Annotated in this window: 24 protein-coding genes and 1 pseudogene; 12 read left to right on the plus strand and 13 right to left on the minus strand. The window is 66.8% G+C overall.

The window, feature by feature from the left end; translation table 11 throughout:
- Nucleotides 1-218: 218 nt before the first annotated feature.
- From ACV22V_RS29130 to osmF, 4 genes are read right to left on the minus strand one after another with little or no spacing between them, the layout of a single operon-like run.
- Nucleotides 219-986 carry an ABC transporter permease gene (locus ACV22V_RS29130; protein WP_448016241.1) on the minus strand — a complete coding sequence of 256 codons (768 nt, stop codon included), beginning with the start codon at nucleotides 984-986 and terminating at the stop codon, nucleotides 219-221.
- Nucleotides 983-1,924 (minus strand): ABC transporter ATP-binding protein, encoded by a 942-nt coding sequence (locus ACV22V_RS29135; RefSeq protein WP_448016242.1) that lies wholly within the window; start codon nucleotides 1,922-1,924, stop codon nucleotides 983-985. Before ACV22V_RS29135 ends, ACV22V_RS29130 begins: the two co-directional genes overlap by 4 nt.
- Nucleotides 1,921-3,099, minus strand: coding sequence for an ABC transporter permease (locus ACV22V_RS29140; protein ID WP_448016244.1), 1,179 nt, complete (start codon nucleotides 3,097-3,099; stop codon nucleotides 1,921-1,923). The genes ACV22V_RS29135 and ACV22V_RS29140 overlap by 4 nt, the downstream gene beginning before the upstream one ends.
- Nucleotides 3,096-4,019 (minus strand): glycine betaine ABC transporter substrate-binding protein OsmF, encoded by a 924-nt coding sequence (gene osmF, locus ACV22V_RS29145; protein WP_448016245.1) that lies wholly within the window; start codon nucleotides 4,017-4,019, stop codon nucleotides 3,096-3,098. The genes ACV22V_RS29140 and osmF overlap by 4 nt, the downstream gene beginning before the upstream one ends.
- Before the next feature lie 167 nt (nucleotides 4,020-4,186).
- Here osmF and ACV22V_RS29150 point away from each other — a divergent pair, with 167 nt between their 5' ends.
- Complete coding sequence (locus ACV22V_RS29150) at nucleotides 4,187-5,116, plus strand: 2-hydroxyacid dehydrogenase (protein WP_175915940.1); 930 nt, start codon at nucleotides 4,187-4,189, stop codon at nucleotides 5,114-5,116.
- A gap of 289 nt (nucleotides 5,117-5,405) precedes the next feature.
- On the opposite strand, the gene ACV22V_RS29155 is transcribed toward ACV22V_RS29150, so the two are convergent.
- Nucleotides 5,406-7,352: a Xaa-Pro dipeptidyl-peptidase gene (locus tag ACV22V_RS29155; RefSeq protein ID WP_448016246.1), complete on the minus strand. Its 1,947-nt coding sequence runs from the start codon at nucleotides 7,350-7,352 to the stop codon at nucleotides 5,406-5,408.
- A 302-nt stretch (nucleotides 7,353-7,654) separates the two neighbouring features.
- On the opposite strand from ACV22V_RS29155, the gene ACV22V_RS29160 reads away from it, so the two are divergent.
- Nucleotides 7,655-7,957 (plus strand): hypothetical protein, encoded by a 303-nt coding sequence (locus tag ACV22V_RS29160; protein WP_448016247.1) that lies wholly within the window; start codon nucleotides 7,655-7,657, stop codon nucleotides 7,955-7,957.
- Between the two features lie 13 nt (nucleotides 7,958-7,970).
- On the opposite strand, the gene ACV22V_RS29165 is transcribed toward ACV22V_RS29160, so the two are convergent.
- Entirely contained in the window at nucleotides 7,971-8,309 is a 339-nt protein-coding gene (locus ACV22V_RS29165; RefSeq protein ID WP_044844401.1) for a helix-turn-helix domain-containing protein, read from the minus strand.
- Between the two features lie 78 nt (nucleotides 8,310-8,387).
- Between ACV22V_RS29165 and ACV22V_RS29170 the strand changes: the two genes are divergently transcribed.
- On the plus strand, nucleotides 8,388-9,293 hold the full coding sequence (locus ACV22V_RS29170) for a hypothetical protein (protein WP_448016250.1): 906 nt from the start codon (nucleotides 8,388-8,390) through the stop codon (nucleotides 9,291-9,293).
- A gap of 281 nt (nucleotides 9,294-9,574) precedes the next feature.
- Nucleotides 9,575-9,805, plus strand: coding sequence for a hypothetical protein (locus tag ACV22V_RS29175; protein WP_059534347.1), 231 nt, complete (start codon nucleotides 9,575-9,577; stop codon nucleotides 9,803-9,805).
- Between the two features lie 58 nt (nucleotides 9,806-9,863).
- On the opposite strand, the gene ACV22V_RS29180 is transcribed toward ACV22V_RS29175, so the two are convergent.
- The 3 genes and pseudogenes from ACV22V_RS29180 to ACV22V_RS29190 all read right to left on the minus strand — a co-directional run bounded on the left by ACV22V_RS29180 (nucleotide 9,864) and on the right by ACV22V_RS29190 (nucleotide 11,765).
- Nucleotides 9,864-10,712: an alpha/beta hydrolase gene (locus tag ACV22V_RS29180; protein ID WP_448016258.1), complete on the minus strand. Its 849-nt coding sequence runs from the start codon at nucleotides 10,710-10,712 to the stop codon at nucleotides 9,864-9,866.
- Nucleotides 10,713-10,858: 146 nt separating this feature from the next.
- Nucleotides 10,859-10,993 (minus strand): annotated as a pseudogene (locus tag ACV22V_RS29185) (alpha/beta fold hydrolase); the annotation flags it as partial.
- A 1-nt stretch (nucleotide 10,994) separates the two neighbouring features.
- Nucleotides 10,995-11,765, minus strand: a complete 771-nt coding sequence (locus ACV22V_RS29190; RefSeq protein ID WP_223962183.1) for an alpha/beta hydrolase — start codon at nucleotides 11,763-11,765, stop codon at nucleotides 10,995-10,997.
- Between the two features lie 182 nt (nucleotides 11,766-11,947).
- On the opposite strand from ACV22V_RS29190, the gene ACV22V_RS29195 reads away from it, so the two are divergent.
- Nucleotides 11,948-12,544, plus strand: coding sequence for a TetR/AcrR family transcriptional regulator (locus tag ACV22V_RS29195; RefSeq protein WP_448016251.1), 597 nt, complete (start codon nucleotides 11,948-11,950; stop codon nucleotides 12,542-12,544).
- 68 nt (nucleotides 12,545-12,612) lie between these two features.
- Here the strand turns inward: ACV22V_RS29195 and ACV22V_RS29200 are convergent, their stop codons facing one another.
- Entirely contained in the window at nucleotides 12,613-13,044 is a 432-nt protein-coding gene (locus tag ACV22V_RS29200; protein WP_059534128.1) for a YciI family protein, read from the minus strand.
- A 205-nt stretch (nucleotides 13,045-13,249) separates the two neighbouring features.
- Between ACV22V_RS29200 and ACV22V_RS29205 the strand changes: the two genes are divergently transcribed.
- Nucleotides 13,250-13,480 (plus strand): hypothetical protein, encoded by a 231-nt coding sequence (locus ACV22V_RS29205; RefSeq protein WP_059534130.1) that lies wholly within the window; start codon nucleotides 13,250-13,252, stop codon nucleotides 13,478-13,480.
- A gap of 43 nt (nucleotides 13,481-13,523) precedes the next feature.
- Here ACV22V_RS29205 and ACV22V_RS29210 read toward each other — a convergent pair whose 3' ends face one another.
- The 3 genes from ACV22V_RS29210 to ACV22V_RS29220 all read right to left on the minus strand — a co-directional run bounded on the left by ACV22V_RS29210 (nucleotide 13,524) and on the right by ACV22V_RS29220 (nucleotide 16,096).
- Nucleotides 13,524-14,225, minus strand: a complete 702-nt coding sequence (locus ACV22V_RS29210; protein ID WP_059702376.1) for an MBL fold metallo-hydrolase — start codon at nucleotides 14,223-14,225, stop codon at nucleotides 13,524-13,526.
- Between the two features lie 150 nt (nucleotides 14,226-14,375).
- Nucleotides 14,376-15,146, minus strand: a complete 771-nt coding sequence (locus tag ACV22V_RS29215; protein WP_059534134.1) for an ABC transporter permease — start codon at nucleotides 15,144-15,146, stop codon at nucleotides 14,376-14,378.
- Nucleotides 15,147-15,151: 5 nt separating this feature from the next.
- Nucleotides 15,152-16,096, minus strand: coding sequence for an ABC transporter ATP-binding protein (locus ACV22V_RS29220; RefSeq protein ID WP_059702375.1), 945 nt, complete (start codon nucleotides 16,094-16,096; stop codon nucleotides 15,152-15,154).
- A 430-nt stretch (nucleotides 16,097-16,526) separates the two neighbouring features.
- On the opposite strand from ACV22V_RS29220, the gene ACV22V_RS29225 reads away from it, so the two are divergent.
- The 6 genes from ACV22V_RS29225 (at nucleotide 16,527) to ACV22V_RS29250 (ending at nucleotide 23,222) form a co-directional block, all read left to right on the plus strand.
- Complete coding sequence (locus ACV22V_RS29225; RefSeq protein WP_059534137.1) at nucleotides 16,527-16,823, plus strand: cupin domain-containing protein; 297 nt, start codon at nucleotides 16,527-16,529, stop codon at nucleotides 16,821-16,823.
- A 627-nt stretch (nucleotides 16,824-17,450) separates the two neighbouring features.
- Nucleotides 17,451-19,064 carry a DUF2957 domain-containing protein gene (locus tag ACV22V_RS29230; protein WP_059534139.1) on the plus strand — a complete coding sequence of 538 codons (1,614 nt, stop codon included), beginning with the start codon at nucleotides 17,451-17,453 and terminating at the stop codon, nucleotides 19,062-19,064.
- Between the two features lie 74 nt (nucleotides 19,065-19,138).
- Entirely contained in the window at nucleotides 19,139-20,392 is a 1,254-nt protein-coding gene (locus ACV22V_RS29235; protein WP_448016253.1) for a DUF2957 domain-containing protein, read from the plus strand.
- Between the two features lie 73 nt (nucleotides 20,393-20,465).
- On the plus strand, nucleotides 20,466-21,290 hold the full coding sequence (locus ACV22V_RS29240) for an OmpW/AlkL family protein (protein ID WP_448016254.1): 825 nt from the start codon (nucleotides 20,466-20,468) through the stop codon (nucleotides 21,288-21,290).
- A 123-nt stretch (nucleotides 21,291-21,413) separates the two neighbouring features.
- A complete protein-coding gene (locus ACV22V_RS29245; protein ID WP_059534146.1) occupies nucleotides 21,414-21,917 on the plus strand; it encodes a hypothetical protein in 504 nt (167 codons plus the stop codon).
- Nucleotides 21,918-22,139: 222 nt separating this feature from the next.
- A complete protein-coding gene (locus ACV22V_RS29250) occupies nucleotides 22,140-23,222 on the plus strand; it encodes a hypothetical protein (RefSeq protein ID WP_448016255.1) in 1,083 nt (360 codons plus the stop codon).
- Nucleotides 23,223-23,685 lie beyond the last annotated feature (463 nt).

The raw sequence follows: 23,685 nt of genomic DNA on the forward strand, positions 1-23,685 counted from the left end.
GTGGAGTGCGGGGAAATGAGAGGCGCATAGTATATCGGCCAATCGTCGGACGTGTGCGAGCGCGGGCTTGAATGAAAGCGTGATGTAGGCTTTTGTCGGCGCGTGCTCCGGACAGGTTCGATCGTTGCACCAACACGTATCGGAGTCCGGATGAAGCGCGGCTGGATTTTCTCACGCGTCCCCCATTTCATGCACGGGATAGCGATCGCGGATGCGTGCTACGCCCGCCGCGCGCTCGCCACCCGTGCAAGCGCGCCGATCGCATCGCTGACCAGCACCGCGAGCAGCCCGACGATCACGCCGCCCTGCAGCACGAACGCCGTGTTCGACGTCTGCAGGCCCGCGATGATCACGTCGCCGAGCCCGCGCGCGGCGACCGTCGACCCGATCGTCGCGGTGCCGAGATTGATCACGACCGCGAGCCGGATTCCGTTCACGATCACCGGAAACGCGAGCGGCAGCTCGACCGACACCAGTTGTTGCCAACCGCTCATCCCCATCCCGCGCGCGGCGTCGACGACATCGCGCGGCACGTCTTCGAGCCCCGCGATCGTGCTCTCGAAAATCGGCAGGAGCCCATACAGAACCAGCGCGATCAGCACGGGTTTCAACCCGAAGCCGACGGCCGGCACCGCGAGCGCGAGCACCGCGACGGGCGGAAAGGTCTGGCCGATGTCGACGACGCTGCGCGCAACCGGCAGGAAATCCGCGCCGGCCGGCCGCGTCACCGCGATGCCGGCCGCGACCGCGACCACCGTGCCGATCAGGCTCGACAGCGCGACGGTGCCGAGATGCGCGAGCGTGAGGTCGAGCAGGCTCGCGCGATCGTAGATGACTGGCGCGCCGTTGTCCGCGAACGGCGCGAACACGCCCTGCAGCCACGCGGGGCGCAACAGCAGCACGAGCAGCAACGCGAACGCGGCCGCGCGCGCGACATGCGCGGGCAGCCGCTGCGGCAGGGGCGAACGCGCGAGCCGCGTCGTCATGCGGGTTTTCTCGCGTGTGTGCGGATCGCGTCGAACGTGATGCGGCGCGGCGCATCGCGCCCATTGCCGTCATCGACCGGCAATGCGTCCGCTCCGCGCCACAGCAGCTCGGACACCGCGTCGCGCAGCGTGCGCGTCGCGGCGATCGGTTCGCCCTCGGCGTGACCGGGCTCGGCGACCGCGTCGATCGGCGTCAGCGCGAGCAGGCGCAGCGGCCGGTCGACGCCGGCGACGAGCTGCTCGACGACACCCGCGGCCGGCTTGCCGAGAATCTCGGCCGGCGACGCGACCTGCAGCAGCCGTCCGCCGTCCATCACCGCGATCGTGTCGCCGAGTTTCAGCGCTTCCTCGATATCGTGCGTGACGATCACGACCGTGATGCCGAGGCGGCGCTGCAGCGCGTACAGATCGTCCTGCGCCTTGTTGCGGATGATCGGATCGAGCGCGCCGAACGGCTCGTCCATCAGCAGCATTGCGGGCTCGGCCGCGAGCGCACGCGCGACGCCGACGCGCTGCTGCTGGCCGCCCGACAGTTCGTGCGGCAGCTTGTCCGCGAATTCGGCCGGTGCGAGATGAAACAGGTCGAGCAGTTCGCGCACGCGCGCGTCGATGCGCTCGGCCGGCCAGCCGAGCAGGCGCGGCACGGTCGCGATGTTGCGCGCGACGCTCCAGTGCGGAAACAGGCCGTGCCCCTGGATCACGTAGCCGATGCGCCGCCGCAACTGCTCGGGCGGCACGCTCGCGGTGTCGACGCCGTCGATGCGGATCGTGCCGGCGGTCGGCGCGATCAGCCGGTTGATCATCCGCAGCAGCGTCGACTTGCCGCTGCCCGATGCGCCGACGAGCGCGGTGATCGTGCCTTGCTTCATCGTCATCGATACGTCGTCGACGGCGACGACGTCGCCGAAGCGTTTGCCGATGCGTTCGATCTCGATCATGCGGTACGTCCCTTCGCGAGCGTGGTCGCGGCTTCGAACACGACGGCGGCCGCCAGCGCGAGCGCGATCGTCGGGATCGCGCCGAGCAGCACGAGATCGGCGGCCGATTGCCCGATCCCCTGGAAGATGAAGGTGCCGAAGCCGCCGCCGCCGATCAGCGCGGCGACCGCGGTCAGCCCGATGTTCTGCACGAGCACGATGCGCACGCCGCTCAGGATCACCGGCAACGCGAGCACGAGGTCGACGCGCAGCAGCCGCTGCGCGCGCGTCATGCCCATCGCGCGAGCCGCTTCGGTCACATGCGGCGGCACCTGCTCGAGCCCGACCACGACGCTCGACGCGATCGGCAGCAGCGAGTACAGAAACAGCGCGAGCACGGCCGGCGCGACGCCGATCCCGCGGATGCCGAGCGCGGCCGCGAGCGGCACGTGCGCGGCGAGCAGGCCGAGCGGCGCCATCATCAGCCCGTACATCGCGATGCTCGGAATCGTCTGCACGATATTGAGCACCGGCATCACGACGGTGCGCACCGGCGCGACCCGCGCGCACGCGATGCCGAGCGGCAGGCCCGCGACGAGCGCGGCCGCGACCGATCCGCCCGCGAGCGACACGTGCCGGATCGCCTCGCGCCAGAAGTCGTCGCTGCGCACAGCGTATTCGCGCATCACGGACAGGCCGTCCCACCAGCCGCTCGCGAGCGGCAGCGATATCGCTGCGACCGCGACGACGAGTGCGACGAGGCGGCGCCAGGGGCCGAATGCGAGCCGCGCGAGTGCGTCGGCCACCAGCACGGCCCACGCGAACAGCAGCAGCCAGACGCCCGCCGCGGGCGACACTCGTGCGAGCACGTCGTCGGGTGCGACGACGTGCGTCGCCGCGGCGCCGACCGCGTAAGCCAGCGTCGCGAGCCACGTGCAGCCGGCCGCGAGCCGCCATGCAGGACGGCTCGCCGTCATCGCCCACAACGCGCCGACGACCCACAACGCGGCGAGCGCGGCCCCCTGCACGGCGGGCAGCGCGGCGAACGCCGACAGCCCCGTGCCGGCCGCGATGCGGTTCGGCCGAAGCACCATGAACGGCATGCAAAATACCGCCACGATCGTCAGGACACCGATCAGGATGCCGACCTTGTCGAGCGTGACGCGCCGCGCGGACGGCACCGCGCGACCCGTCACTTGACGAAGCCTTTCGACTTCAGGTAGCTCTTTGCCACGCCGGCGGCCGGTTCGCCGTTGATTTGAATGCGCGCGTTCAGCGCCTGCAGCGTCTTCAGGTCGAGGCTTGCGAACACCGGCTTCAGGTATTCGGCGATTTGCGGATGCGCTTTGAGCACGACTTCGCGAATCACCGGTGTCGGCGCGTAGACGGGTTGCACGTGCTTGTCGTCGTCGAGCACGACGAGGCCGCTCGATGCGATCCCGCCGTCCGTGCCGTACACCATCGCCGCATTCACGCCGTCGGTCTGGTTCGCGGCGGCCTTGATCGTCGCGGCCGTGTCGCCGCCCGACAGCACGACGAGCTGCTCCGGTTTCAGCTTGAAGCCGTACGCCTTCTCGAACGACGGCAGCGCGGACGCGCTGTTCACGAATTCGGCCGACGCCGCGAGCTTCAGCTTGCCGCCGCCCGCGATCCACTTGCCGAAATCGGAGAAAGTCTTCAGGTGCTGCGCTTGCGCGACCGGCGCGAGCACGGCGACGCCCCACGTGTTGTTCGCGGGCGCCGGTTCGAGCCAGACGAGATGGTTCGCCGCATAGTCGAGCTTCTTCGCGGTGTCGTAGCCCTGGCTCGCGTTCTTCCACAGTGGATCGTCGGCCTTGTTGAAGAAGAATGCCGCGTTGCCCGTGTATTCGGGGTAGATATCGATCTCGCCGCTCGTGAGCGCCTTGCGCACGATCGGGGTCGTGCCGAGCGCGATCTTTTCGGTGACGGGGATGCCGTGGGCCTTCAGCACCTGTGCGATGACGTTGCCGAGCAGGTTGCCTTCGGTGTCGATTTTCGACGACACCACGACGGGCGTGTCGGCGTGCGCGCCGGGTGCCACGACAGCGGCGGCGAACGCGAGGCCCAGGATTCGGGCGGGCAGGGCGAGCTTCATCGGGGCCAATCTCCAGAACGGGGACGTTACGCCGAAAGTTACTTGACTGAGTCGGCTTTGGCAAACCATGTGAGGCGGCACGTCCACAGCGCGCGTGGGGGTAACGCGCACGCGTCACGCGCCGTTGTTACACTGGAACGCATTCCCGCCTGTGGACATTTGCTGACATGAAGCCTGAGCTGCTGGTCCTTATCGCGCTGCGCGACGACGCGCAGCGCCAGATCGCCGCGTCATACGACGTCCATCATGCACCGACCGCCGATGAACGCGCGCGCGCGATCGCCGAACACGGCAGCACCATCCGTGCGGTGTTGACCAACGGCAGCACGGGCCTCACTGCCGCCGAAATCGATCGTCTGCCGCAGCTCACGTTCGTCAGCGCGCTCGGCGCGGGCTACGAGCACATCGATGTCGCGCATGCGAAGGCGCGCGGCATCACGGTGGTGACGGGCGCGGGCACCAACGACGATTGCGTCGCCGATCACGCGTTCGCGCTGCTGCTGGCGGCGGTGCGCAACGTCGTGCAACTCGATGCGAACACCCGCGCCGGCGTATGGCGCGATGCGCTGCAGATGCCGCCGAACGTGTCGGGCAAGAAGCTCGGCATCGTCGGGCTCGGCAAGATCGGCGAGAAATGCGCGCGGCGCGCGGCCGGCTTCGACATCGAGATCGGTTATCACAACCGTTCCGCGAAGGCTGTTCCGCATCGCTATTTCGACCGTGTCGATGCGCTCGCGCAATGGGCCGATTTCCTGATCGTCGCGACGCCGGGCGGCGCGGGCACGCGTCATCTGATCGATCGCACGGTGCTCGACGCGCTCGGCCCCGGCGGCTTTCTCGTGAACGTGTCGCGCGGCAGCGTTGTCGATACCGCTGCTTTGGCGGATGCGCTGCGCGAACGGCGCATCGCGGGCGCCGGGCTCGACGTGTACGAAGGCGAGCCGGAGCCGCCGCGCGCGCTCACGGCGCTCGACAATATCGTGCTGACGCCGCACATGGGCGGCTGGTCGCCGGAGGCGCTCGATCGTTCGGTTCAGCAGTTTCTGGACAACGCCGCCCGGCATTTCGCGGGGGAGCCGGTGCTGACGCCGGTGTGAGCGGGGCGGCGCCGGGTGCGGAAGGCGAAAGGGGTGAAAGGCGCACCGGCACGAAGTTGAACCGGCCCCGCCAACAAGAGAAAAAATTGCGTCGCGGCCGCGAATTCAGTGCTGTGAAATGCGCGTCAGCATGGCTGACGCGATCGCGTTGCCGATGAAGAACGGCGCCGTGCGACGGTGAAGCAAAGTCGCACGGCGCCTTCGGTGCGTTCCGCTCGGCGTCACACGCATGCGATCGGGAGCGATCGCATGCGCATGGCGGTCAGTCGTGCCGATCGACCGCGCCGGCTCAGGACGAAACCAGCGGCACCGTCACGGACGTGCCGGCCGGATCGAGCGCGAGCCCCGTGCCCGGTGTCGGCCGCAGCGTCGCCTCGTTGTCGCTCGACAGCACGACGAGGCCGAGCTTGTGACCCGCTTCGAGCTTGTAGTCGCGCGGCATGAACGTCAGCTTCAGGTCATACGGCATCCCAGGCAGTATGGGCTGCGAGAACCAGTCCGACACGCGATTGCGCGGATCGGTCCATGCCCGCGTGACGATCGTTGCAGAGCCATCCGGGGAGCGGTCGACCAGCAATGCCGTCACGTTCGCGACGCCGGTGAAGGTCAGCCGCACGCGTGCGGTCGCGGTGCCCGACAGGCGCGTCGCGGCCGCGAACGGCGCCGTCTCGAAGCGGCTGCGATGCTCGCCGGTCGCGGCGTTCGCCAGCGTGAGCGCGGGGATCGACGCATCGTCGGTGAAGCGCGCGAGCGGACCGCCGCTCGGCAGCCGCAACAGCGTGCCGGTGCCCGTGCCGTCGCCGCCCGCGAAGTACGCGACCGGCGTGGCGTGCCGCGCGGCCCAGTCGGCTTCCTTCAGCAGCGTGCCGTCGGCCTGCTCGACCACCGCGCGCGAATCGCGTTCGACGCCGTTGTCGACACCGATCAGGTAGCGCGTGAACCAGCGGTTCACTTCGGCGGTCCATGCATCGGCCATCGCCGGCACGCGGGTCGGGTCGGTGTGCTTCAGGCGGTGCAGCCACAGCTGCGTCGGCACACCCTGACGCCGCATCGCCAGATACCACGACGTCGACTGGTCGACGCGCACGTTGTCGTCGGTCAGCCCCTGCGCGACGAGGGCCGGCGCGACCGCCTGTGCGGTCGGAATGTCGCGTGCGGCCCAGAACGACGAATAGTCGCCCGTCTTGCGGTCTTCCTGCTGCAATGCCTCGTCGATCAGGTGCGTGCAGCGCTCCGGATGCGCGTTGGTCAGCAGCGCCTTGATGTAGACGTCGACGTCCTCGCCCTGATAGCCCTCCGGCGCGCGCACGAGCCCGCCCGAGCGGTAGTAGCCGTACATGTTCGACAGGCCGGCGATCGGCACGATCGCGTCGAGCCCGCGCGTGCGCAGGCTCGCGACCATCTTCGGCAGCGTGCCGTCGTACGACACGCCGTACATGCCGACGTGACCCGTCGACCAGTTCGCGACGACCGGCTTGCCGCTCGCATCCTTCGCGGCGGCATCGCGGCCGAGCCAGCGGATCACCGACGCCATCGCGACGGATTCGTCGCGCGTGAGGATCGTCGGGCAGCCGTCGGAACCGGCGGTGCCGAGCGAATCCGCATAGACGATCGTGAAGCCGCGCGGAATGAAGTAGCCCTCGATCCACGAACGGCCGGCCGCGGCCGCCTCGAGTTGCTGCAGCATGCGCGTTTGCGGCGCCGCGGCCATGATGCGCGCGGAGGCGCCGGTGGCTGCCGCGGCCGCAGTGGCGGCCGGATGCGGGGTGCCGTCGAGTTCGACGTCGACGTCGTGGTTCGGGCTGTCGGCGAGCCCTGCATAGTACGGGCTTGCGAGCACGATGACCGGCGTGCGTGCGCCGTTGGCGGTTTCCGACGGACGCACGATGCGCACGTGAATGCGGTCGCGCGTGCCGTCGCCGTCGGAGTCGACCGGCGTGTCGACCCACGCATTTTCCTCGATCGTGCCGCCGGATAGCGACGGCTGTACCTGACCGTTGGCGATCACCGGCTTGTAGCGCCCGCCGCTGGCGGGATTCGCGTACGGGACGCCGGACGGCGACACGCGTCCTTGCGCATTGTCGCCCTGCTGATCCTGGTTTTGCCCTTGACCTTGCGCGAGCGCGGACACGCCCGCCACGCTGCCGCCGTCATCTCCGCCGCACGCGGCGAGCGTCGCGGCTGCAACGAGCGCGGGTAGCCATGCGCGGCGCGATCCTCTGAAATGAAATTGCATTGCCGACCTCGTTCTTTTGATTGTGTGGATACGACCGTTCCGCGATACGCCCCCTGCGGGCCGGGCCGATTACTGCATGCGACGACAAGAAAACCGCACCATCGGGACAACGCCGGGCGACATGTGCCCGCTGGAAAACAGCGGCTTCGTACGGAACGTCATGCAGGACTGCAAAGTAAATGTGCGCATGCCGCGCGTCCTTCCAGGTGAGACGGAACGACATCATTCGATGAGACGGGGATGTTGCGAGCTGCGGTGCTGCGCTGCGGAAAAACACGACGCGACGCGCGTGCGGCGACGGAATGAAACGGATCGGCGGTTTCGGCCGCGCCGCGCATCGTGATGGCTTGCCGGTTCGCGTTTGCTTTCCGGAAGCTTGCGCAAAAGTTATCTCAGTGAAAACGGCGTGTCAAACTTTTTTAACTGTGAGTAAAAAATATTTGAAGCGCCATCGATGCGGCGCGTGGGGTGTGCTGGCGGTGCGTGTGTTCGGCGATGCGCCGGCCGCCGATTCGCGCCGCATCGGCCGATGCAAAACGGGCGATGACGAATCGTCTTCGCCATCGCCCGCTCGCTGGTGCTTTCAGCCTTCGTTCCATTCATGAACGCCGGTGAGGATCACCCGTCGTCGGCCTTCGCCTGCAGATCCTTCAACCCTTGAATCACGACCAGCAGCGCGCGCCCGTGCTCGTCGGAGCCGTCCCAGGCGTCGACGATCGCGTCGCGCAGCAGGTCGTTGTACCGGCGGCGCGCCGGGCCGGTATCGACGCCATAGAAACTGCATAGCTTGTTGAATGGCGCGCTGCGTCGCAGCCGGTGCCCGTTCGATAGCCGAAGGCGCGACACGGTCGGCTGGCTGACGCCGGAAAGCCGCGCAATTTCGCTGGACGAGCGCGTGTCCGCCATCAGACGGCGTAACAGGTCTTGTACAGGAAAATCGTGGTCCGGGGCTTCCATGCGATGCATTATACCTATACAGTTACGGTTGTTGAATGGGCTTGCTGTCACCAGCGAGGCTGTATCCCGAGAAAGTTGATGACACTGAAACACCTCCCTCCCACGTTCTGCTGGACGAAGATCGGTACCGAGTCCGGCGAGGAACTGCCGACCGTCGTGCTCCGCAAGGAATGGGAGCGCCGGCTCGGGGGCGGGCGTTTTCTGTGGGGGATCAACCAGCCGCTCGGCAGCAGCGCGCAAGTCGCCGCGCATCGCACGGGCTCGCTGCTCGCGCTGTTTTCGCCGGTCGCGTCGCGCACGCGGCCGGGCGAGCGCAGGCGCGAGGACGCGCTGCTGTGGAATGCATGGGTCGACGCCAGCGGCCAGGTGCGGCCGCTGCCGCCGCACACGTTCATCGCGAGCCGCTCGACGCTGCCGTCGGGCCGGCGGCGCGAACAGCACTACGCACTCGTCTGCGCATCGTCCACCGCACTGACGGTCGGCACGCAACTGCGCGTATTTCCCGATCACCTGCGCAGCGTGAGCACGGGCAAGCCGCTCGGCGTCGCGCAGGGCGCGGCCGTGGTCGACTGCATCGGGCGCGCGAAGGAACAAACCGGCAAGAGCTATCCGCTGGCGCTTTCGGTCGAACTCGAAGCGCCGTATTTCGTGCGGCTCGCGCAGCCGTGCGTGTTGAAGGCGCGCGATCTCGCCGAGGTGAACAAGGCGACGCGCGCCGGTGATTTCGATCGCTTCGTCGAGCTGGTCGCGCGCTTGCGCGGCCGTTCGCCGACGGATGCCGTGCGCGGCGTCACGCGCGACCTGTTCGACGTGCCGCCGATCGAAACGGCGGCCGCCTACGTCGCGCCCGCGCATGGCGCGCGACTGCGCAGCCGGCCCACGGCCGAGCATCCGCGCGAGCTCACCGGCGATCTGTTCGATCTGTCACCCGGCGAAGCGGCCGCGTTCGGTGGTCTCGCGCATCCGCGCATCGGGCGCGCATGACGTTCTCGCCGCGCATGTGCGGCGCGTGACGCGAAGCAGGATCGCTGAATGTGCGTGCAACGATACGCATGCATGTGGCCGCCATCCGGGCGTGCGCAAGAATTTGTTGCAATCTCGCCGTAGCGGATCGGCAAGCGTCGCGCGACAATCGCCACGAAGCGTGCCGCGCGGTCGCGCGTATGTCGACAGGCTGCTCGACGTCGTTCACGCCGCCGACATGCGCACCACGTACGGTGGTGCGTCGGCTTGCTTCACGCTGCAATCCTGAGGGAGAAGTGTCGATGTCGACCCACATCTGTTCGCGGGAAGCCCAGGCGGCTCAACGTTTCGTCGAAGCGACGCGCAACGTCGACCAGGCGTTTCGCGCCGTGCGCGGCGAAAGCGACGACGACGTTTCGTCGGCCGAATATGCGCGTGCGATGTCGCGCCTCGATCGCGCGCTCGACGAACTGGCGCGTGCGCAGGAGTGCTTCGATCGCGTGGTGAGTGCCGACGCGGCGCACGGCAACTGAATTTGATTCGCGGCTTCCACTTTCACTTCTGCTTATGCCGAGTCGCGCCGACCGGATGCTACGCGTAGCCGCCGTGCTGGAACGAAGTCGCGAAGAACTGCATCTGGTAGCGGATCGCGTGCGCCCAGTAGTCCCATGTATGTCCGCCCGGACGCTCCGCATAGTCGTGTGGCACGCCGAGCGCGACGAGTCGCTGATGCAGCGTGCGGTTCGAGCCGACGAACGAGTCGTCGCGGCCGCAGTCGATCGTCAGGTCCAGATGCGCGCGGACGAACGCGCGCGCGTTTTCGACGATCGCGTTGCGGTTCCAGAATGACGGATGGCGGCCGGGGTCGCCGAATACGTGGTCGATGCCCGGTTCGTCCTCGCAGCAGCGCGGATCGACCGCGCCGCTGATGCTGCCGACCGCGCCGAAGGTGTCGGCCCGGTCGAGCGCGATGCGCAACGCGCCGAAGCCGCCCATGCTGAGCCCGGTGATGGCGCGCGCGCCCTTGGTCGCGATCGTTCTGAAGTGCATGTCGACATACGACACGACTTCGTCGCCGACAAAGGTTTCGTAGCGGCTGCCCGAGTCGAACGGGCTGTCGATGTACCAGCTTTCGTGGCCGCCGTCGGGCATCACGAGGATCACGCGGTAGCGATCGGCCAACGCGGCGATGTGCGTGTTCGCGGTCCAGTCGGTGTGGTCGCCGCCGGAGCCATGCAACAGGTAGACGACTGGAAAGCGCTCGACGCCACGTTCCGGGCCGTGGCGCAGGCGTGCGTAGTCGTCGGGCAGCACGACGGTCGCCTTCAGCGTCTGGCTCATCGCGGCACTCGGAATCGCGACGACCCGCGCCTGATAAGCGAGGGCCGGGCCCGCGGCAGCGAGCAGCAGCAGTAGCCAGAACGCGCGGATCAGGTTCATGGAGCCTCGCATGTGTCGTTTCCGTTCGGCAGTCGGGCATCGGGAAAACCCTGTTTGGCGACTCTAGCAACCGTGCCTTTCAGCCAAATTTCGGCGAATCCTACGAGTTGTCAGGTGGCGGGCGCGCAGTCCGGCGGCCGCGCGCGTCAGCCGAGACAGCGCGTCAGCGCCTCCCGGAACGCGGCGGGCCGCTCGGCCGGTATCAGGTGCCCGCAGCCGGCGATCGTTTCGAAGCCGGCACAGCGCGCGAGCGCCCAGTCCGGCACGTGCCAGCCCGCACGCTTACTCCTTGCCGGCGCTCTTGGCTGCCTGTTCGATCAGCTTCGCGACTTCAGCCGGATGCGAGATGTAGGCGACGTGGCTCGACTTGAGTTCGATCGTCTTGCTGCCGGCGCGTTGCGTCATGAAGCGTTCGAGCTCGGGGTTGATCGCGCGGTCCGCGGTGGCGACCACCGCCCAGCTCGGTTTGGTCCGCCATGCGGCGTGCGTGATCGGCACACCGAACGACTGCGCCGCCGGCGTCACTTGCGAGATCGCCATGAATTTCGCTTCGGCGGCCGGCACGTCGGCCGCGAAGTCGGCATGGAACGACGCTTCGTCGAAATACAGGTGGCCGTCTTCGGTCGCCTTGATCGCTTTTGTCGCGGGCGGCGTCTTCCTCGTCAGCTCGAGCGGGCTTTCGCCGGTGTCGGGCTGGAATGCCGCCACGTAGACGAGGCCCGCGACCTTGTCGTCGTTGCCGGCTTCGGTGATCACCGCACCGCCGTAGCTGTGGCCGACGAGGATGCTCGGGCCGTCCTGCGCGTCGACGACGCGCCGGGTTGCCTTCACGTCGTCGTCGAACGACGTTTCCGGCTGCTGCACGACGGAAACCTTGTAGCCATCACGCGTCAGGATGTTCGAGACGGCTTGCCAGCCCGAGCCGTCGGCGAAGTAGCCATGAACCAGCACGACGTTCTTGACGGGGGCGGCGACGGCCGCGTGCGAGCCGAGTGCGGCGGCGGTCAAGGCGAATGCCGCCGCGATCCGGCGGACTTGGGAAAAGCGCTTCATTTTCATTCTCCAGAAGGAAGACAGGGTGGGAACCGTCGAATATCGACAGGCGTCTTGTTCTGTCGATGAATGCATCCTACTAGTAGGTAGGATAATCTTCAAGGAGAAATCGCGGCTGGAAAAGAGTATCTCAGGGAGGTAAACTATCCGTGTTTTTTCATCCGACTAGATGGTAGATAGATATGACGGTATCTGGGGACAGCACGGCGGCCCGCATTCTCGAAGCCGGGCGGCAACTGATCATGCGGCGCGGCTACAGCGGGTTCAGTTATGCCGACATCGCCGATGCGATTGACATCCGGAAGGCGAGCATTCACCACCACTTTCCGACGAAGGCGGATCTGGCGGTCGCCGTACTGCAGCAGTCGCAGGCGAAATTCGATGCCGACATGGCATTACTCGACGCGAGCGGTGCCGACGCGCTGGTGCAGATGCGCGCATACATCGGCTACTGGGAACGCTGCATCGCGGACGACAGCGCGCCGTTCTGCGTCGCCGGCATGCTCGGCGCGGAGTTGCCGGCGCTGCCCGACGAAGTCGCGCGAGCGGTGAGGGCGCATTTCGACGACCTTGCCGCATGGCTGGTGCGCGTGCTCGACACGGGGGTGAAAGATGGGGTGGTGCTGCCGGGCGTGTCGGTGCAGACCGAGGCCGCGACGTTCGTGTCGCTGGTCTATGGCGCGATGCTTGCCGCGCGGGCGTACGGCAATGCCGGGATGTTCAGGGACGTGACCGGTGGGGCGGTCGAGCGGCTCGCGGTGCCGCGCAACCGCGCGTGAGCCGCGCTCGCGTCGGCGGGTAGGGGCGGCGCCCGGCGCTCATGCGGAGCCGCCTGACGCCGCACGGCTTACGTGCGCTTGCCTGCCTCGGCTTGCGCGCTCAGCGTCGCTTTCAGCGCCTGCAGTTCGGCCGTGAATGCCGGGCTGAAGTCCTCGGCTTCCAACAGCGGGCGGATTTCGATGTCGGAGTCACCGGGCATCGGATTCGGGCAGCGCTTCACCCATTCGATCGCTTCTTCCATCGATTTCACACGCCACAGCCAGAAGCCGGCGACGAGTTCCTTCGTTTCGGCGAACGGGCCGTCGATGACGGTGCGGTTCTTGCCGGCAAAGTGGACGCGCTTGCCGCGCATGCTCGGGTGCAACCCGTCGGCGGCCAGCAGGATGCCGGCCTTCGCCAGCTCCTCGTTGAAGCGGCTCATCGCGGCGATCATTTCAGGGTCGGGCATCCGGCCGGATTCGGAATCGGCGGTGGCCTTGACGATTACCAGGACGCGCATTGCGGTTCCTCCTCGGTTCGCAACGTGGGGTCTGCGGGACGGCCATGTCGGAAGGCCGGCCCGTGCTTGCAATGGTACGACGGGCGACGCAACGCAAAATCGACATCGGCGTGAAAAAAGCCGTTGCGCCGCTGACGGGCATGCTGGCCGACCCCCTCGTCAAAACTGGTATGCTGATCCTCACGACGTTCACGCGGAGGGTGCCATGGCTGCTAAAGAAGTCTCGAAGAAGAAATACCTGAAGATTCTGAACAAGCGTTTGCGTGCCGAGCCGGCAGCGCCGGACGGCGCGTCGTTCGTGTTTTTCCCGCTGGGTGCGAAAGCGAAGCATGCGACGGGCATCGTGTCCGGCGATGCGCGCAGCAAGCGCGAACTCGCAGTGATGGCCGCGGTCCAGCGCAAGGCGGCCGAAGAGTTCGTCGTCACCGGCGCCTGACCGGCCCCGTTTCCAACACGGTTTGTGCCGCCGCCTGCGTACGCTACGCGGTGGCGGTTTCGCAATACGCGATCACACCGGCGATCACGCGCGCAATGTCGTGCGTGATCGCCGGGCCGTGCATCGGCAGGATGATGTCGAGATCGAGCGCCTGGATGCGGCGCAGCGCGCTCGCCAGGTGCGCGAGCGACGGCAGGTAGTCCGAGCGCGTGATCGCGTCGAGGATCGCCGGCAGCGGGTCGTCGGTCTCCTCCCTGCCGAAGCGCATCAGGATGTCCGAGGACAACAGTGCCTTGTACGCCGGCAGATACACGACGAGCGCGTCCCACTGATGCACGTGCTTCGTGAAGACCGGCACGACGTCGATGCCCGACAGCGTCGTCGGCTCGCCGTCCTTCAACGGAATCGCGCGCACGCCGAACACGTCGGCGAGCCCCCATGTACACATCGGATGTCCGTACGCGACGAGCGCCGGGTTGGCCGCGAGGAAGTCGGGCAGCGCGCCCATTTCGTCGGCCTCGAAGTGCGGGACGATCACGTTGCTGACCATCGACGGCGCGATGCCGACGGTGTCGAGCGCCGCGCTCAGTTGCGTGAAGTTGGAGCGCGTGCCCGTTTCGACGCACAGCACGTCGCCGTGCGACGATCGTACGAAGAACTGGCTGAAGCTCAGGTTCAGCGTGTCGACGTAGGACGTGGCGCGAAACAGGCCGTCGCGGACGGCGTCGATTCGGGAGGCGCTCATCGGGGATCCTCGCGCAGGGAAGGGGGCGGGCGCCGCGCCGCCCGCGCACCGCGCGTTGCGGTGCGGCAGACGGCGGCAGTCGATCTTCCGATCCAGTCTAGCAGCGCCGCTCCCGATCCGCGAACCGGGGCAACCCCGTGGCGCGCCGCGTCAGTTCTTCAGCTTGTAGCCGGTGCGGAACATCCACGCGACGATCGCGAGCAGGATCGCGAGGAACAGCGAGGTGGCCGCGAGGCTGATCCCCACGTGCACGTCGGCCAGCCCGTAGAACGACCAGCGGAAGCCGCTGATCAGATAGACGATCGGGTTGAACAGCGTGACGATGCGCCATGCGGGCGGCAGCATGTCGACCGAATAGAAGCTGCCGCCGAGGAACGTGAGCGGCGTGATGATCAGGAGCGGCACGAGCTGCAGCTTCTCGAAGCTGTCGGCCCAGATGCCGATCACGAAGCCGAACAGGCTGAAGGTGATCGACGTCAGCACGAGGAACAGCACCATCCAGAACGGATGCAGGATGTGCAGCGGCACGAACAGGCCGGCCGTCGCGAGGATGATCAACCCGAGCAGCAACGACTTCGACGCGGCCGCACCCACGTACGCGATCACGATCTCCCAGTACGACACGGGCGCGGACAATATCTCGTAGATCGTGCCCGTGAAGCGCGGGAAGTAGATGCCGAACGACGCGTTTGAGATACTCTGCGACAGCAGCGACAGCATCACGAGGCCCGGCACGATGAACGACCCGTAGCCGATCCCGTTCACGTCGCTGATGCGCGAGCCGATCGCCGAGCCGAACACGACGAAGTACAGCGACGTCGAGATCACCGGCGCGATGATGCTCTGCATCAGCGTGCGGCGCGTGCGGGCCATTTCGGCGCGGTAGATCGCGCGGATGCCGTGGAAATTCCAGTTCGCCATGTGCGTTAGGCCCCTTGTGTGCCGTTGCGGCGGTTGTCGATCAGGCTGACGAAAATGTCCTCGAGCGAGCTCTGCGTCGTATGCAGGTCGCGAAAGCCGATGCCGGCCGAGCCGAGCGCGTTGATCAGCTTCGCGATGCTCGCGTCGTCGCGCTGCGAGTCGTACGTGTAGACGAGCGCGGCGCCATCGTCCGCGCGTTCGAGCCCGAACGCGGCGAGCTCGTCCGGCACGGTCGCGAGCGGATGCTCGAGCTGCACCGTCAGCTGCTTCTTGCCGAGCTTGCGCATCAGCTCGCGCTTCTCTTCGACGAGCACGAGCTCGCCGCCGAGGATGATGCCGATCCGGTCGGCCATTTCCTCGGCTTCCTCGATGTAGTGCGTGGTCAGCAGGATCGTCACGCCGCTTTCGCGCAGCGAGTCGACCAGCTTCCACATGTCGCGGCGCAACTCGACGTCGACGCCGGCCGTCGGTTCGTCGAGGAACAGGATGCGCGGCTCGTGCGACAGCGCCTTCGCGATCATCACGCGGCGCTTCATGCCGCCCGAGAGCGTCATCAGCTTGTTGTCGCGCTTTTCCCACAGCGACAGCGCCTTCAGCGTCTTCTCGATGTGCGCGGGATCGGGCGCCTTGCCGAACAGGCCGCGGCTGAACGACACGGTCGCCCAGACGGTTTCGAACGCGTCGGTCGTCAGCTCCTGCGGCACGAGGCCGATCATTTCGCGGGCGGCGCGGTATTGATCGCGGATGTCGTGCCCGCCGACCGTCACGCGGCCTTCGGTCGGCGTGACGATGCCGCAGATCGAGCCGATCAGCGTGGTCTTGCCCGCGCCGTTCGGGCCGAGCAGCGCGAAGATCTCGCCGGGGCGGATGTCGAGGGTCACGTGCTTCAGCGCCTGGAAGCCGGACGCGTAAGTCTTGGAGAGGTCGGAGACGGAAAGGATCGGTTGCATGCTCACGGATGGCACGGCCGGTCGGTTCGACGCTGCGCGCCGCGCGTGCCCGGCGCCGCCGCTGCGAAGCGGCCGGTGTCGAGCGCGGCATGGCGAACGGGCGTCATGTCGAACGGCGTTGTGGTGCGGGATCGCAGGACCGCCATATTAGCAATCGGAAGATGGAAATGCATTTCGACGCAAAGGACGTGCGATGCGGGTGCCGGATTTGCGGCTAATGTGTGTGAGTCATTCAATAAAGCGATGCTTTATTTGAATCGGAGCGAACAATGCGTGCGGTTTTCGGGCAATCGGACAATGATCGTGCTTGCGCGCGGCAGCGTGGCGCGCAGCAGGCCGACTGTGCCGCCCGAACGCCGTCGCGCCGTACCGGGACGGCGTGCGCCGCGCTCGCGATAATGCGTTCCTTTCACGTCGCGGAGCGAAACGCATGTCTTTGATCGATTTCAAGTCCGTCGCGGCCGCGCAGGCCGTTGCATGGAAATCCACGATCGTCGGCGAAGTCGGGCCCGCCCGGATCAAGGTGCTGCGCATGGACGCGCAGCCGTACGAAGCGGAAGTGCACGACTACAACGAAGGGCTGCTGGTGCTCGACGGCAGGCTGATGCTCGAGGTCGACGCGAAGACGGTCGTCGTCGAGGCCGGGCAGATGTACCTCGCGGTCGCCGGCTTGCGCCACGCGGTGCTGCCGGGCAGTCACGGCACGCTCGCGATCATCGACGTGTGAGCTCGCGCCGCGGCATGCGTGCGGTCGCCGGAGGCCCGCACGCCGGGCCCTGCACGAGGTCGACCGCCGACATTCAAACGCGCGTTATACAGCCTCGGTATTTGTCTGAGCAAATAAATTGAAGGCTGTTTGAAAAACTGTCAAATACCATGCTCGCACTAGGATCGCGCGGTTCGGCACGTTTGGAACTCTGCATCCATTTACTTGTGCGTAGCGTCCGCTCATAGTCTCGACAAACGACGCATCACGATAACGAATCAAGCGTACGTACGGAGACCAATACATGAGACGCCTATCCGAGGGCCTTGTCGCATCGCCGTTTTCCTGCTTTTCGCCGGATGCGGGCACGACGCGCATCGCGTGCTGCCTGCGTCATCGCATCGCGTTGTCGCTGTAGCGACGCACCACATTCCATTTCGATTTCCCCGATGGCGCCGTGCCGCATGACGGCGGCGCCGGATAGCGCTTGCCTGCCGCGTCGGTCCTGATCGCGTTCGCGTGACCGGCGACGCGGCGCGCATTGCGTGCATCGTCATGCGCCGCGCGCCGTCGCGACGGCGCGATACCAACCGGCGGGCCACGCAGCCCGTCCGGGCGAGACCTGTCTTACCTCACAAGGAGGGGTTGATGCTTTGCATTCCTGATTGGCGGAAGGCGATCCTGTCGTGCGCCGTGCTGGCGCTGCCGTTCGTTGCCGGTTGCGGCGGCGGCGACGATCCGGGCCCGATCAACGTGCCGCAGTGCTCGGGCAGCGCATGCGGGCCGAGCGGCGCGGAAACGACACCGCCCGTCGTGACGAAGCTGTGCCCGGATTCGCTCGACTACACGACGACCTACACGGGGGGCGCCGGCAGCGGCGAATACGTGAAGGTGAAGTTCGACACGACGAAGCTCACCTACCAGATGCAGTTCATCGAATCGTCGGTGCCGACGTCGGCGGGGCAGGTCAACGACACGCGCGCGGGCCTGACGATCAGTGGCGCATTCCACCATCCGACCAATCTGCCGACCGCCGAGCAGAACCGCTGCGCGTTCGTGCTCGACAGCGGCGCGACGAGCGATGGCGCGTATGCGGTGACGATCAATCGCGCGGATCCGCCGATGCTGTTCGTCGGCAACGGGGTGGTCGGCGGCGGGATTCCGGGCGCGACGATCGCGTTCGCCGGTCTCGAGCCGTTCCCCGGCGTCGTGCTCGGCACCGTGCCGTCGCGCACCTTCGATTTCTATCCGTTCATCGGCTTCACCGACACCGAAACCGACTTCTCGAAGGTCGCCGGGAATTACAACGAACTCGGCATCCACCTGTCGCCGGTCGGCGGCAGCGCGCAGAGCAGCACGGGGGCGGTCGGCTGGCAACCCGACGTCGTCAACTGGAACCAGACGTTCAATGCCGACGGCTCGTGCACTATCACGGCAGGCAGCGACTACTCGTGCCAGACCACCGGAACGCCGTGGGCGTTGCGCAAGAACGCGGACGGTTCGTCCGACAACGTGTTCGTGAGCCATCCGCTGGCGAACGCGGGCGGCAGCCTCATCTATCCGTTCGCGGGGCAGGGCTCGGCAATCGTCATCGTCGCGCCGAGTCAGGCGAAGGGCATCATGATCGTCGGCAAGCTGAACGGCGTGCTGGTGCCGGTCGTGATTCGCGTGGGCTACACGCATATCGACGCGAGCAACCTGCTGGCGTCGGTCGCCGACGCCGAGGTGGGGATCTCGATGCTGTCGCGGACCACGGCCGTCGCGGCCAATTCGTTGAAGGGCGGTTTCATCGGCGCAACGAGCGCGTCGGCGTGCGGTGTCGTGGCGCCCAGCACAGCGACGTTCGCGATCGCGACGGCGGGGCCGAGCTTCAACAACAACATCCCGCATCCGGATCTGCCCGGCACCTTCGACGGCACCTTCTTCCTGGCACAGGCCGGCAGTTGCAACGACGGTACCGCCGTATCGACGATGGCCGCGAACTACACGTCGACGCTGTTCCAGGGCGCCACCGCGGCGTTCATCGACCCGCAGACGTCGTCGGTCACGTCGCAGTTCGCGCTCGACTACACGCAGGCCACGCCCGGCAAGATCAAGGTCACGGCTTCGCAGGACTTCAACGCGAAGGGGGCGAACGGCAACGTGGCGATCTTCAGCAAGGGCGACACCGGCTGGCTCGTGACGGCCGGGAACATCTACGCGATGGTCGTCAACAACAACAAGGTCAACCCGTTCTTCACGGTCGGCGCGTTCGTCCAGTAACGGCGGCACACCGAACACGGAACTCCGGCGGCGCACGCGTCGCCGCCGGCGAATCGAAATTCAAGAGGATTCCTATGAATGTGAAGCATTGGATGGCCGCGGCGTCGCTCGCGCCCGTGCTGGTCGCGTGCGGTGGCGACGGCGACCCGCCGCCCGCGCCGGTGGTCCGGCTGTGCCCGCAGACGATCGACTACAACACGGTGTTCATCGGCGGATCCGGCTCGGGCGAGCTCGTGAAGGTGCAGCTCGACACGACGAAGATGACGTACCGGATGACCTACCTCGCATCGCCGGTGCCGACGACCACCGGCACGGTGCAGCCGACGCGCGACACGGCGCCGGCCAACGTTGTCGACGGCACGCTGGCCGACGAAACCGGCTTGCCGACCATGAAGCTGAACCAGTGCACGTTACGGATGCAGAACGCGAGCCTCGACGCGAGCCGGCCGGCGCGCCTGTTCCTCGGCGAAGGCGTGCTGGGTGGCGCGATTCCGGGCGCGACGATCCAGTTCGACGGCGTGATCGGCGTGGGCAAGATTCCGAAGACGACGTTCCCGTACTACCCGTTCATCAGTTTTTCGTCGCTCGAAACCGATTTGACGAAGATCGCCGGCACGTACAACCAGCTCGGCTACCACCAGGTGCCGTCGCAGAACTTCCAGCCGGTGGCGCTCGACCAGCAGGTGACGATCAACGCGGACGGCAGCTACGTCGAGACAGACAACTTCGGCAAGAAGAACGGCGGGCAGCCGCTCGCATCGAGCGCAACCGTGAACCAGCCGTTCACGCTGCGCACGGATGCGCCGGCGTTCCAGTCGCTGAACTACCAGCCGCAGATTCCGCCGACGCTCGCCGCGCTCGATCCGGCGAAGGCCGGCAAGGGCATGCTGATCGTCGGCAAACTGCGTAACCAGCTCGTGCCGGTCTTCATCCGCACGGGTGCCGCGAACGCGGACCTCACGCAGGGCCCGCCGAGCGCGGACGACGAGTCGGGCATCTCGTTCCTGAGCCCGCAGACGGCCATCGCCCAAGGCTCGCAGAACGGCGAGTACACGGGCGTCGACAGCGCGTTCAACTACCGCGCGACCGCGCTCGTCGGTGCGCAGGCGACGTTGCTCGATCCGTTCAACGCGTCTCAGGCCGCGCTCACGCGCGCGCTGAACCTCGATTACACGCAGAAGGTGCCGGGCGTCGTGACGACCGTGCACGCGGACGCGGCGTCGGGGCCGGCGACCGGCAAATTCGTGTTCACGGGCGGCGTGTTCGGGTTCCTCGACATGGCTGATACGAGCAATCCGTACTTCACGGTCGGCGCGTTCGTGCAGTGATCACACGCGGATGGAGACACGGCGGCGTCGCGCATGGCTGCGCGGCGCTCCGAAAGAACGAGGGGGAGACTTCATGAAGAAGCTGATTGTCGCGGGTGTCGTCGCAGGCGCGTCGACGCTCGCATCGGCCCAGCAGGCGGGCGACAACGTCGCGACGCTGGGCTGGCTGCACATCATGCCGCAGGATTCGACCAACGGGCTGACGACGAATCTCGCGAGCATGCCGATCAACGGGCCGCTGCGGCTGCCCGGGTCGTTCACGTCGCCGGGCACCAGCCTGACGGTCAACAACGCCGATACGGTCGGCCTCACGCTCACGCACTTCTTCACCGACCATATCGCGGTGACGTCGGTGCTCGGCGTGCCGCCCGAGTTCACGCTGACCGGGCACGGCGTGATCCGGCCGCCGGGCCCGGCCGGTTCGCTCGGCAGCGTCAACATGGACAATCCGTCGAACCAGCCGGCCGTGAAGAATGCGCGGCAATGGAGCCCGACGATCATTCTGCAGTACTACTTCAATGCATCGACCGCGAAGTTCCGCCCGTTCGTCGGGATCGGCGTGGCCTACAGCTGGTTCAGCAACATCGAACTGAACGGCAACTTCGCGAAGGACATCAACGAGAACCTCGGCAGCGTGCTCGCGGCCGGCGCCGGCAAGCCGGGGCCGACGTCGGTGGAGGGCAAGGCATCGTCGTCGTTCACGCCGGTCTACAACGTCGGCGCGAGCTATGCGATCGACAAGCACTGGGGGCTGACGGCGACATTGACCTACATGCCGCTGAAGACTTACTCGTCGCTCGTGATCAAGGCCGCCGACGGTTCGACGCTTGCGACCACGCGCACGCGGCTGAAGGCCGATCCGCTGATCACGTTCGTCGGGATCTCCTACAAGTTCTGAGTCGTCCGGCGTGCGTTGCGCACGCCGGCGGCTTCCTGCGACCGAGCGGCCGGGCCGATCCGGCCGGGGTGTCGCGTTCCTGGCGGCATGCCGCCATTTGTGAAGAGAGAGGGGGCAGTTCAAATGAGCATTCGCAAAATCGTATCGCTTGTTGCTGCAGTGGCATTCACCGCGGTTTCGGCCGCGCCTGCTTTCGCCGTGACCGTCTCGCGTGCCGACGGGCAGGCCATGAACCCGAACGGGGAGCCGTTCTCCGCGACGGGCCTCACAGTCCTGGCCAAGGGCTCGATCAACGCGACCTGCAACGCGACGTTCAACGGCACGATCTCCTCGACGGGCATCGTCAACATCACGTCGACGACGTTTACGGGCGCCGCGACGTGCGGCCTGATCAGCGGCAGCGCGACCAGCGCATCGCCGTGGACGGGCCAGGCCGACAGCACGACGCAACTGTCGATCAACAACGCGAAGGTGACCGTTTCGCTGCTCGGCGCCTGCGGGCCGAGCAAGGTCGTGACGACGTGGAGCGATCCGAACTCGTCGCTGACGTTCAACAACGCGGTGTTGACGCCGGACTGCACGGTCAGCGGCACGGTCGCCACGTCGCCGAAGTTCCACGTGCAGTAAGCGTCGCGCGATCGAGACCGGGCGCCCGCCAGGAACGAGGGCCGTGCAACGATGCGCGGCGGGTGTTCCGGTTTCGCGATGCATTCGTGTCGTCGCGCGTATCGGCGTGACGACCGGCTGGCCGCCTGCTTCGCGATCCGATGCGGGCGGCCATGCAGGGGCCGGTGCGATGCACCGTGCCGCCTGCTTCGAACGACATAAAACAATCATTCCGGACCACCCATGCTCACCGATCCAGCGAAGTATGGCGATGCCCGCGCTGCGACGCCCGACCGGCTGCGCACGGCCGCGTGGCTGCAATACCTGATCGAACACTTGAACGAAGCGGCGTGCGTGGCGACGGACGACGTCGGCGCGACGGCCGCCACGCCGACGCACGCGGCACGCGTGCGTGCCGGCGCGAACCTGTCGCATGAAGCGATCGCCGTCCTGCACGAACTCGCGCCGTGGATTGCAACGGACGGCGGCGGTTGCGCGTGCGATGCGACCGATGCGTGCATGCACGTTCCCGACGCGCGGCAGCTCGCGCACGCGGAACGGTGCTGCCCCGGATCGCGCGCGGCATTCGATGCGGCGCATGGGTTCATCGATGCGTGGGCCTTCGACGATCCGAACGACGGCTGGGCCGCGCTCGAGCGGATTGCCGGCGGCGTCGGACCCGGCGGCGACGAAGTCGGCGGGCACGAAATGCACGAGCGACTCGCGAACGGCGAGGCGCCGCCGCTTGCGAAGAACCTGAGAGAACGACATGCGGCCGTCGCGGCGGCCTGCGTGGCGCCGTCGGCCGGGCCAGGGGCCGTCATCGACGCGATCGTGCTGCGCGTCTGCGGGCCGCGCGACGACGCAGCGCGCATCGACGAGATGGCCGCACTCGCGATGTTCTGCGCGGAGCTTGCCGCCGGCAAGGGGATGTCCTTCACCGCGTACGGCGGTCGGCACAATCTGGTTGCGCGCGCGATTCGTGAACGACGCACCGATCTCGCATCGGTCGATGGACTGCTCGCGGCGGTGTCCGTGTGCCGGCTCGACCGGCTCGTCGGCGCGGGTAGTTTCTGGGCGTATTACCTGCTGGCGGGCATCGTGATCGCGGCGCCGGGCATGGTGCGCGAGTTCGCGCGCCGCTTTCATGGCGACGCGTGGCAGGCGTGGCTCGATGAAGCGCTCGCGTGGCCGGCGGTCGGCCGCTTCGGGATGAAGGAGGATGTCGCGTTCGAGCGCCTGAGCGGCGCGATGAGCCTGACGTCGCGATCGAATCCGATCGTGCGCGCGAAACGCGTGCGGCCGAGGGGGGCGACGCAAGCATGATCGACGTTGTCTGCATCAGCATGCTGGCGTTCCTATAAATACGAATACCCTCGCGACTGATTGATTCAATCGACTGAAAAATGCAGAAAATAATCTCAAAAATTGCGTGTCGGTTTGAGGTTCGGTAGAAGAGAAATATTTCATTTCTCTTACGAGGTGGTTGTCATGCGAGATGCACTGGGCCGCGACATGGTTCGTCTTGGTGACCTGCCCGAAATGCGGTGGCGTTTTCCCGCTACTGGCGAGCGGTCCGCGCACGCATCGGGGCCGGCACGTGGGTTATCTCGGCGACAAGACCGGTTGCGGCGCCACCGTAACCGGCGCGTGAACGGCGGGAGATTGTCACTGGCAACACTCAATCAAGTCCGCACGCCGGCGATTTCCGATGCGGCGCTGCCGACCTGTGGCGTTGACGCTTTGCCAGTGTTTACTCCGGTGTGCCTGCAGGCACCGATCTGAGCCA

It is taken from the genome of Burkholderia sp. AW33-5 (genome assembly GCF_053427615.1).

Excerpts from the sequence above, each read along its gene's own strand:
- ACV22V_RS29180 (WP_448016258.1), bottom strand. The coding sequence starts at position 10,712 with ATGAACCTGATCCGCGCGTTCTGGCTACTGCTGCTGCTCGCTGCCGCG.
- ACV22V_RS29135 (WP_448016242.1), bottom strand. The coding sequence starts at position 1,924 with ATGATCGAGATCGAACGCATCGGCAAACGCTTCGGCGACGTCGTCGCC.
- ACV22V_RS29150 (WP_175915940.1), top strand. The coding sequence starts at position 4,187 with ATGAAGCCTGAGCTGCTGGTCCTTATCGCGCTGCGCGACGACGCGCAG.
- ACV22V_RS29225 (WP_059534137.1), top strand. The coding sequence starts at position 16,527 with ATGTCTTTGATCGATTTCAAGTCCGTCGCGGCCGCGCAGGCCGTTGCA.
- ACV22V_RS29160 (WP_448016247.1), top strand. The coding sequence starts at position 7,655 with ATGAAACGGATCGGCGGTTTCGGCCGCGCCGCGCATCGTGATGGCTTG.
- ACV22V_RS29250 (WP_448016255.1), top strand. The coding sequence starts at position 22,140 with ATGCTCACCGATCCAGCGAAGTATGGCGATGCCCGCGCTGCGACGCCC.
- ACV22V_RS29230 (WP_059534139.1), top strand. The coding sequence starts at position 17,451 with ATGCTTTGCATTCCTGATTGGCGGAAGGCGATCCTGTCGTGCGCCGTG.
- ACV22V_RS29240 (WP_448016254.1), top strand. The coding sequence starts at position 20,466 with ATGAAGAAGCTGATTGTCGCGGGTGTCGTCGCAGGCGCGTCGACGCTC.
- osmF (WP_448016245.1), bottom strand. The coding sequence starts at position 4,019 with ATGAAGCTCGCCCTGCCCGCCCGAATCCTGGGCCTCGCGTTCGCCGCC.
- ACV22V_RS29200 (WP_059534128.1), bottom strand. The coding sequence starts at position 13,044 with ATGCGCGTCCTGGTAATCGTCAAGGCCACCGCCGATTCCGAATCCGGC.
- ACV22V_RS29220 (WP_059702375.1), bottom strand. The coding sequence starts at position 16,096 with ATGCAACCGATCCTTTCCGTCTCCGACCTCTCCAAGACTTACGCGTCC.
- ACV22V_RS29130 (WP_448016241.1), bottom strand. The coding sequence starts at position 986 with ATGACGACGCGGCTCGCGCGTTCGCCCCTGCCGCAGCGGCTGCCCGCG.
- ACV22V_RS29165 (WP_044844401.1), bottom strand. The coding sequence starts at position 8,309 with ATGGAAGCCCCGGACCACGATTTTCCTGTACAAGACCTGTTACGCCGT.
- ACV22V_RS29170 (WP_448016250.1), top strand. The coding sequence starts at position 8,388 with ATGACACTGAAACACCTCCCTCCCACGTTCTGCTGGACGAAGATCGGT.
- ACV22V_RS29155 (WP_448016246.1), bottom strand. The coding sequence starts at position 7,352 with ATGCAATTTCATTTCAGAGGATCGCGCCGCGCATGGCTACCCGCGCTC.
- ACV22V_RS29175 (WP_059534347.1), top strand. The coding sequence starts at position 9,575 with ATGTCGACCCACATCTGTTCGCGGGAAGCCCAGGCGGCTCAACGTTTC.
- ACV22V_RS29190 (WP_223962183.1), bottom strand. The coding sequence starts at position 11,765 with ATGAAGCGCTTTTCCCAAGTCCGCCGGATCGCGGCGGCATTCGCCTTG.
- ACV22V_RS29195 (WP_448016251.1), top strand. The coding sequence starts at position 11,948 with ATGACGGTATCTGGGGACAGCACGGCGGCCCGCATTCTCGAAGCCGGG.
- ACV22V_RS29205 (WP_059534130.1), top strand. The coding sequence starts at position 13,250 with ATGGCTGCTAAAGAAGTCTCGAAGAAGAAATACCTGAAGATTCTGAAC.
- ACV22V_RS29215 (WP_059534134.1), bottom strand. The coding sequence starts at position 15,146 with ATGGCGAACTGGAATTTCCACGGCATCCGCGCGATCTACCGCGCCGAA.
- ACV22V_RS29210 (WP_059702376.1), bottom strand. The coding sequence starts at position 14,225 with ATGAGCGCCTCCCGAATCGACGCCGTCCGCGACGGCCTGTTTCGCGCC.
- ACV22V_RS29245 (WP_059534146.1), top strand. The coding sequence starts at position 21,414 with ATGAGCATTCGCAAAATCGTATCGCTTGTTGCTGCAGTGGCATTCACC.
- ACV22V_RS29235 (WP_448016253.1), top strand. The coding sequence starts at position 19,139 with ATGAATGTGAAGCATTGGATGGCCGCGGCGTCGCTCGCGCCCGTGCTG.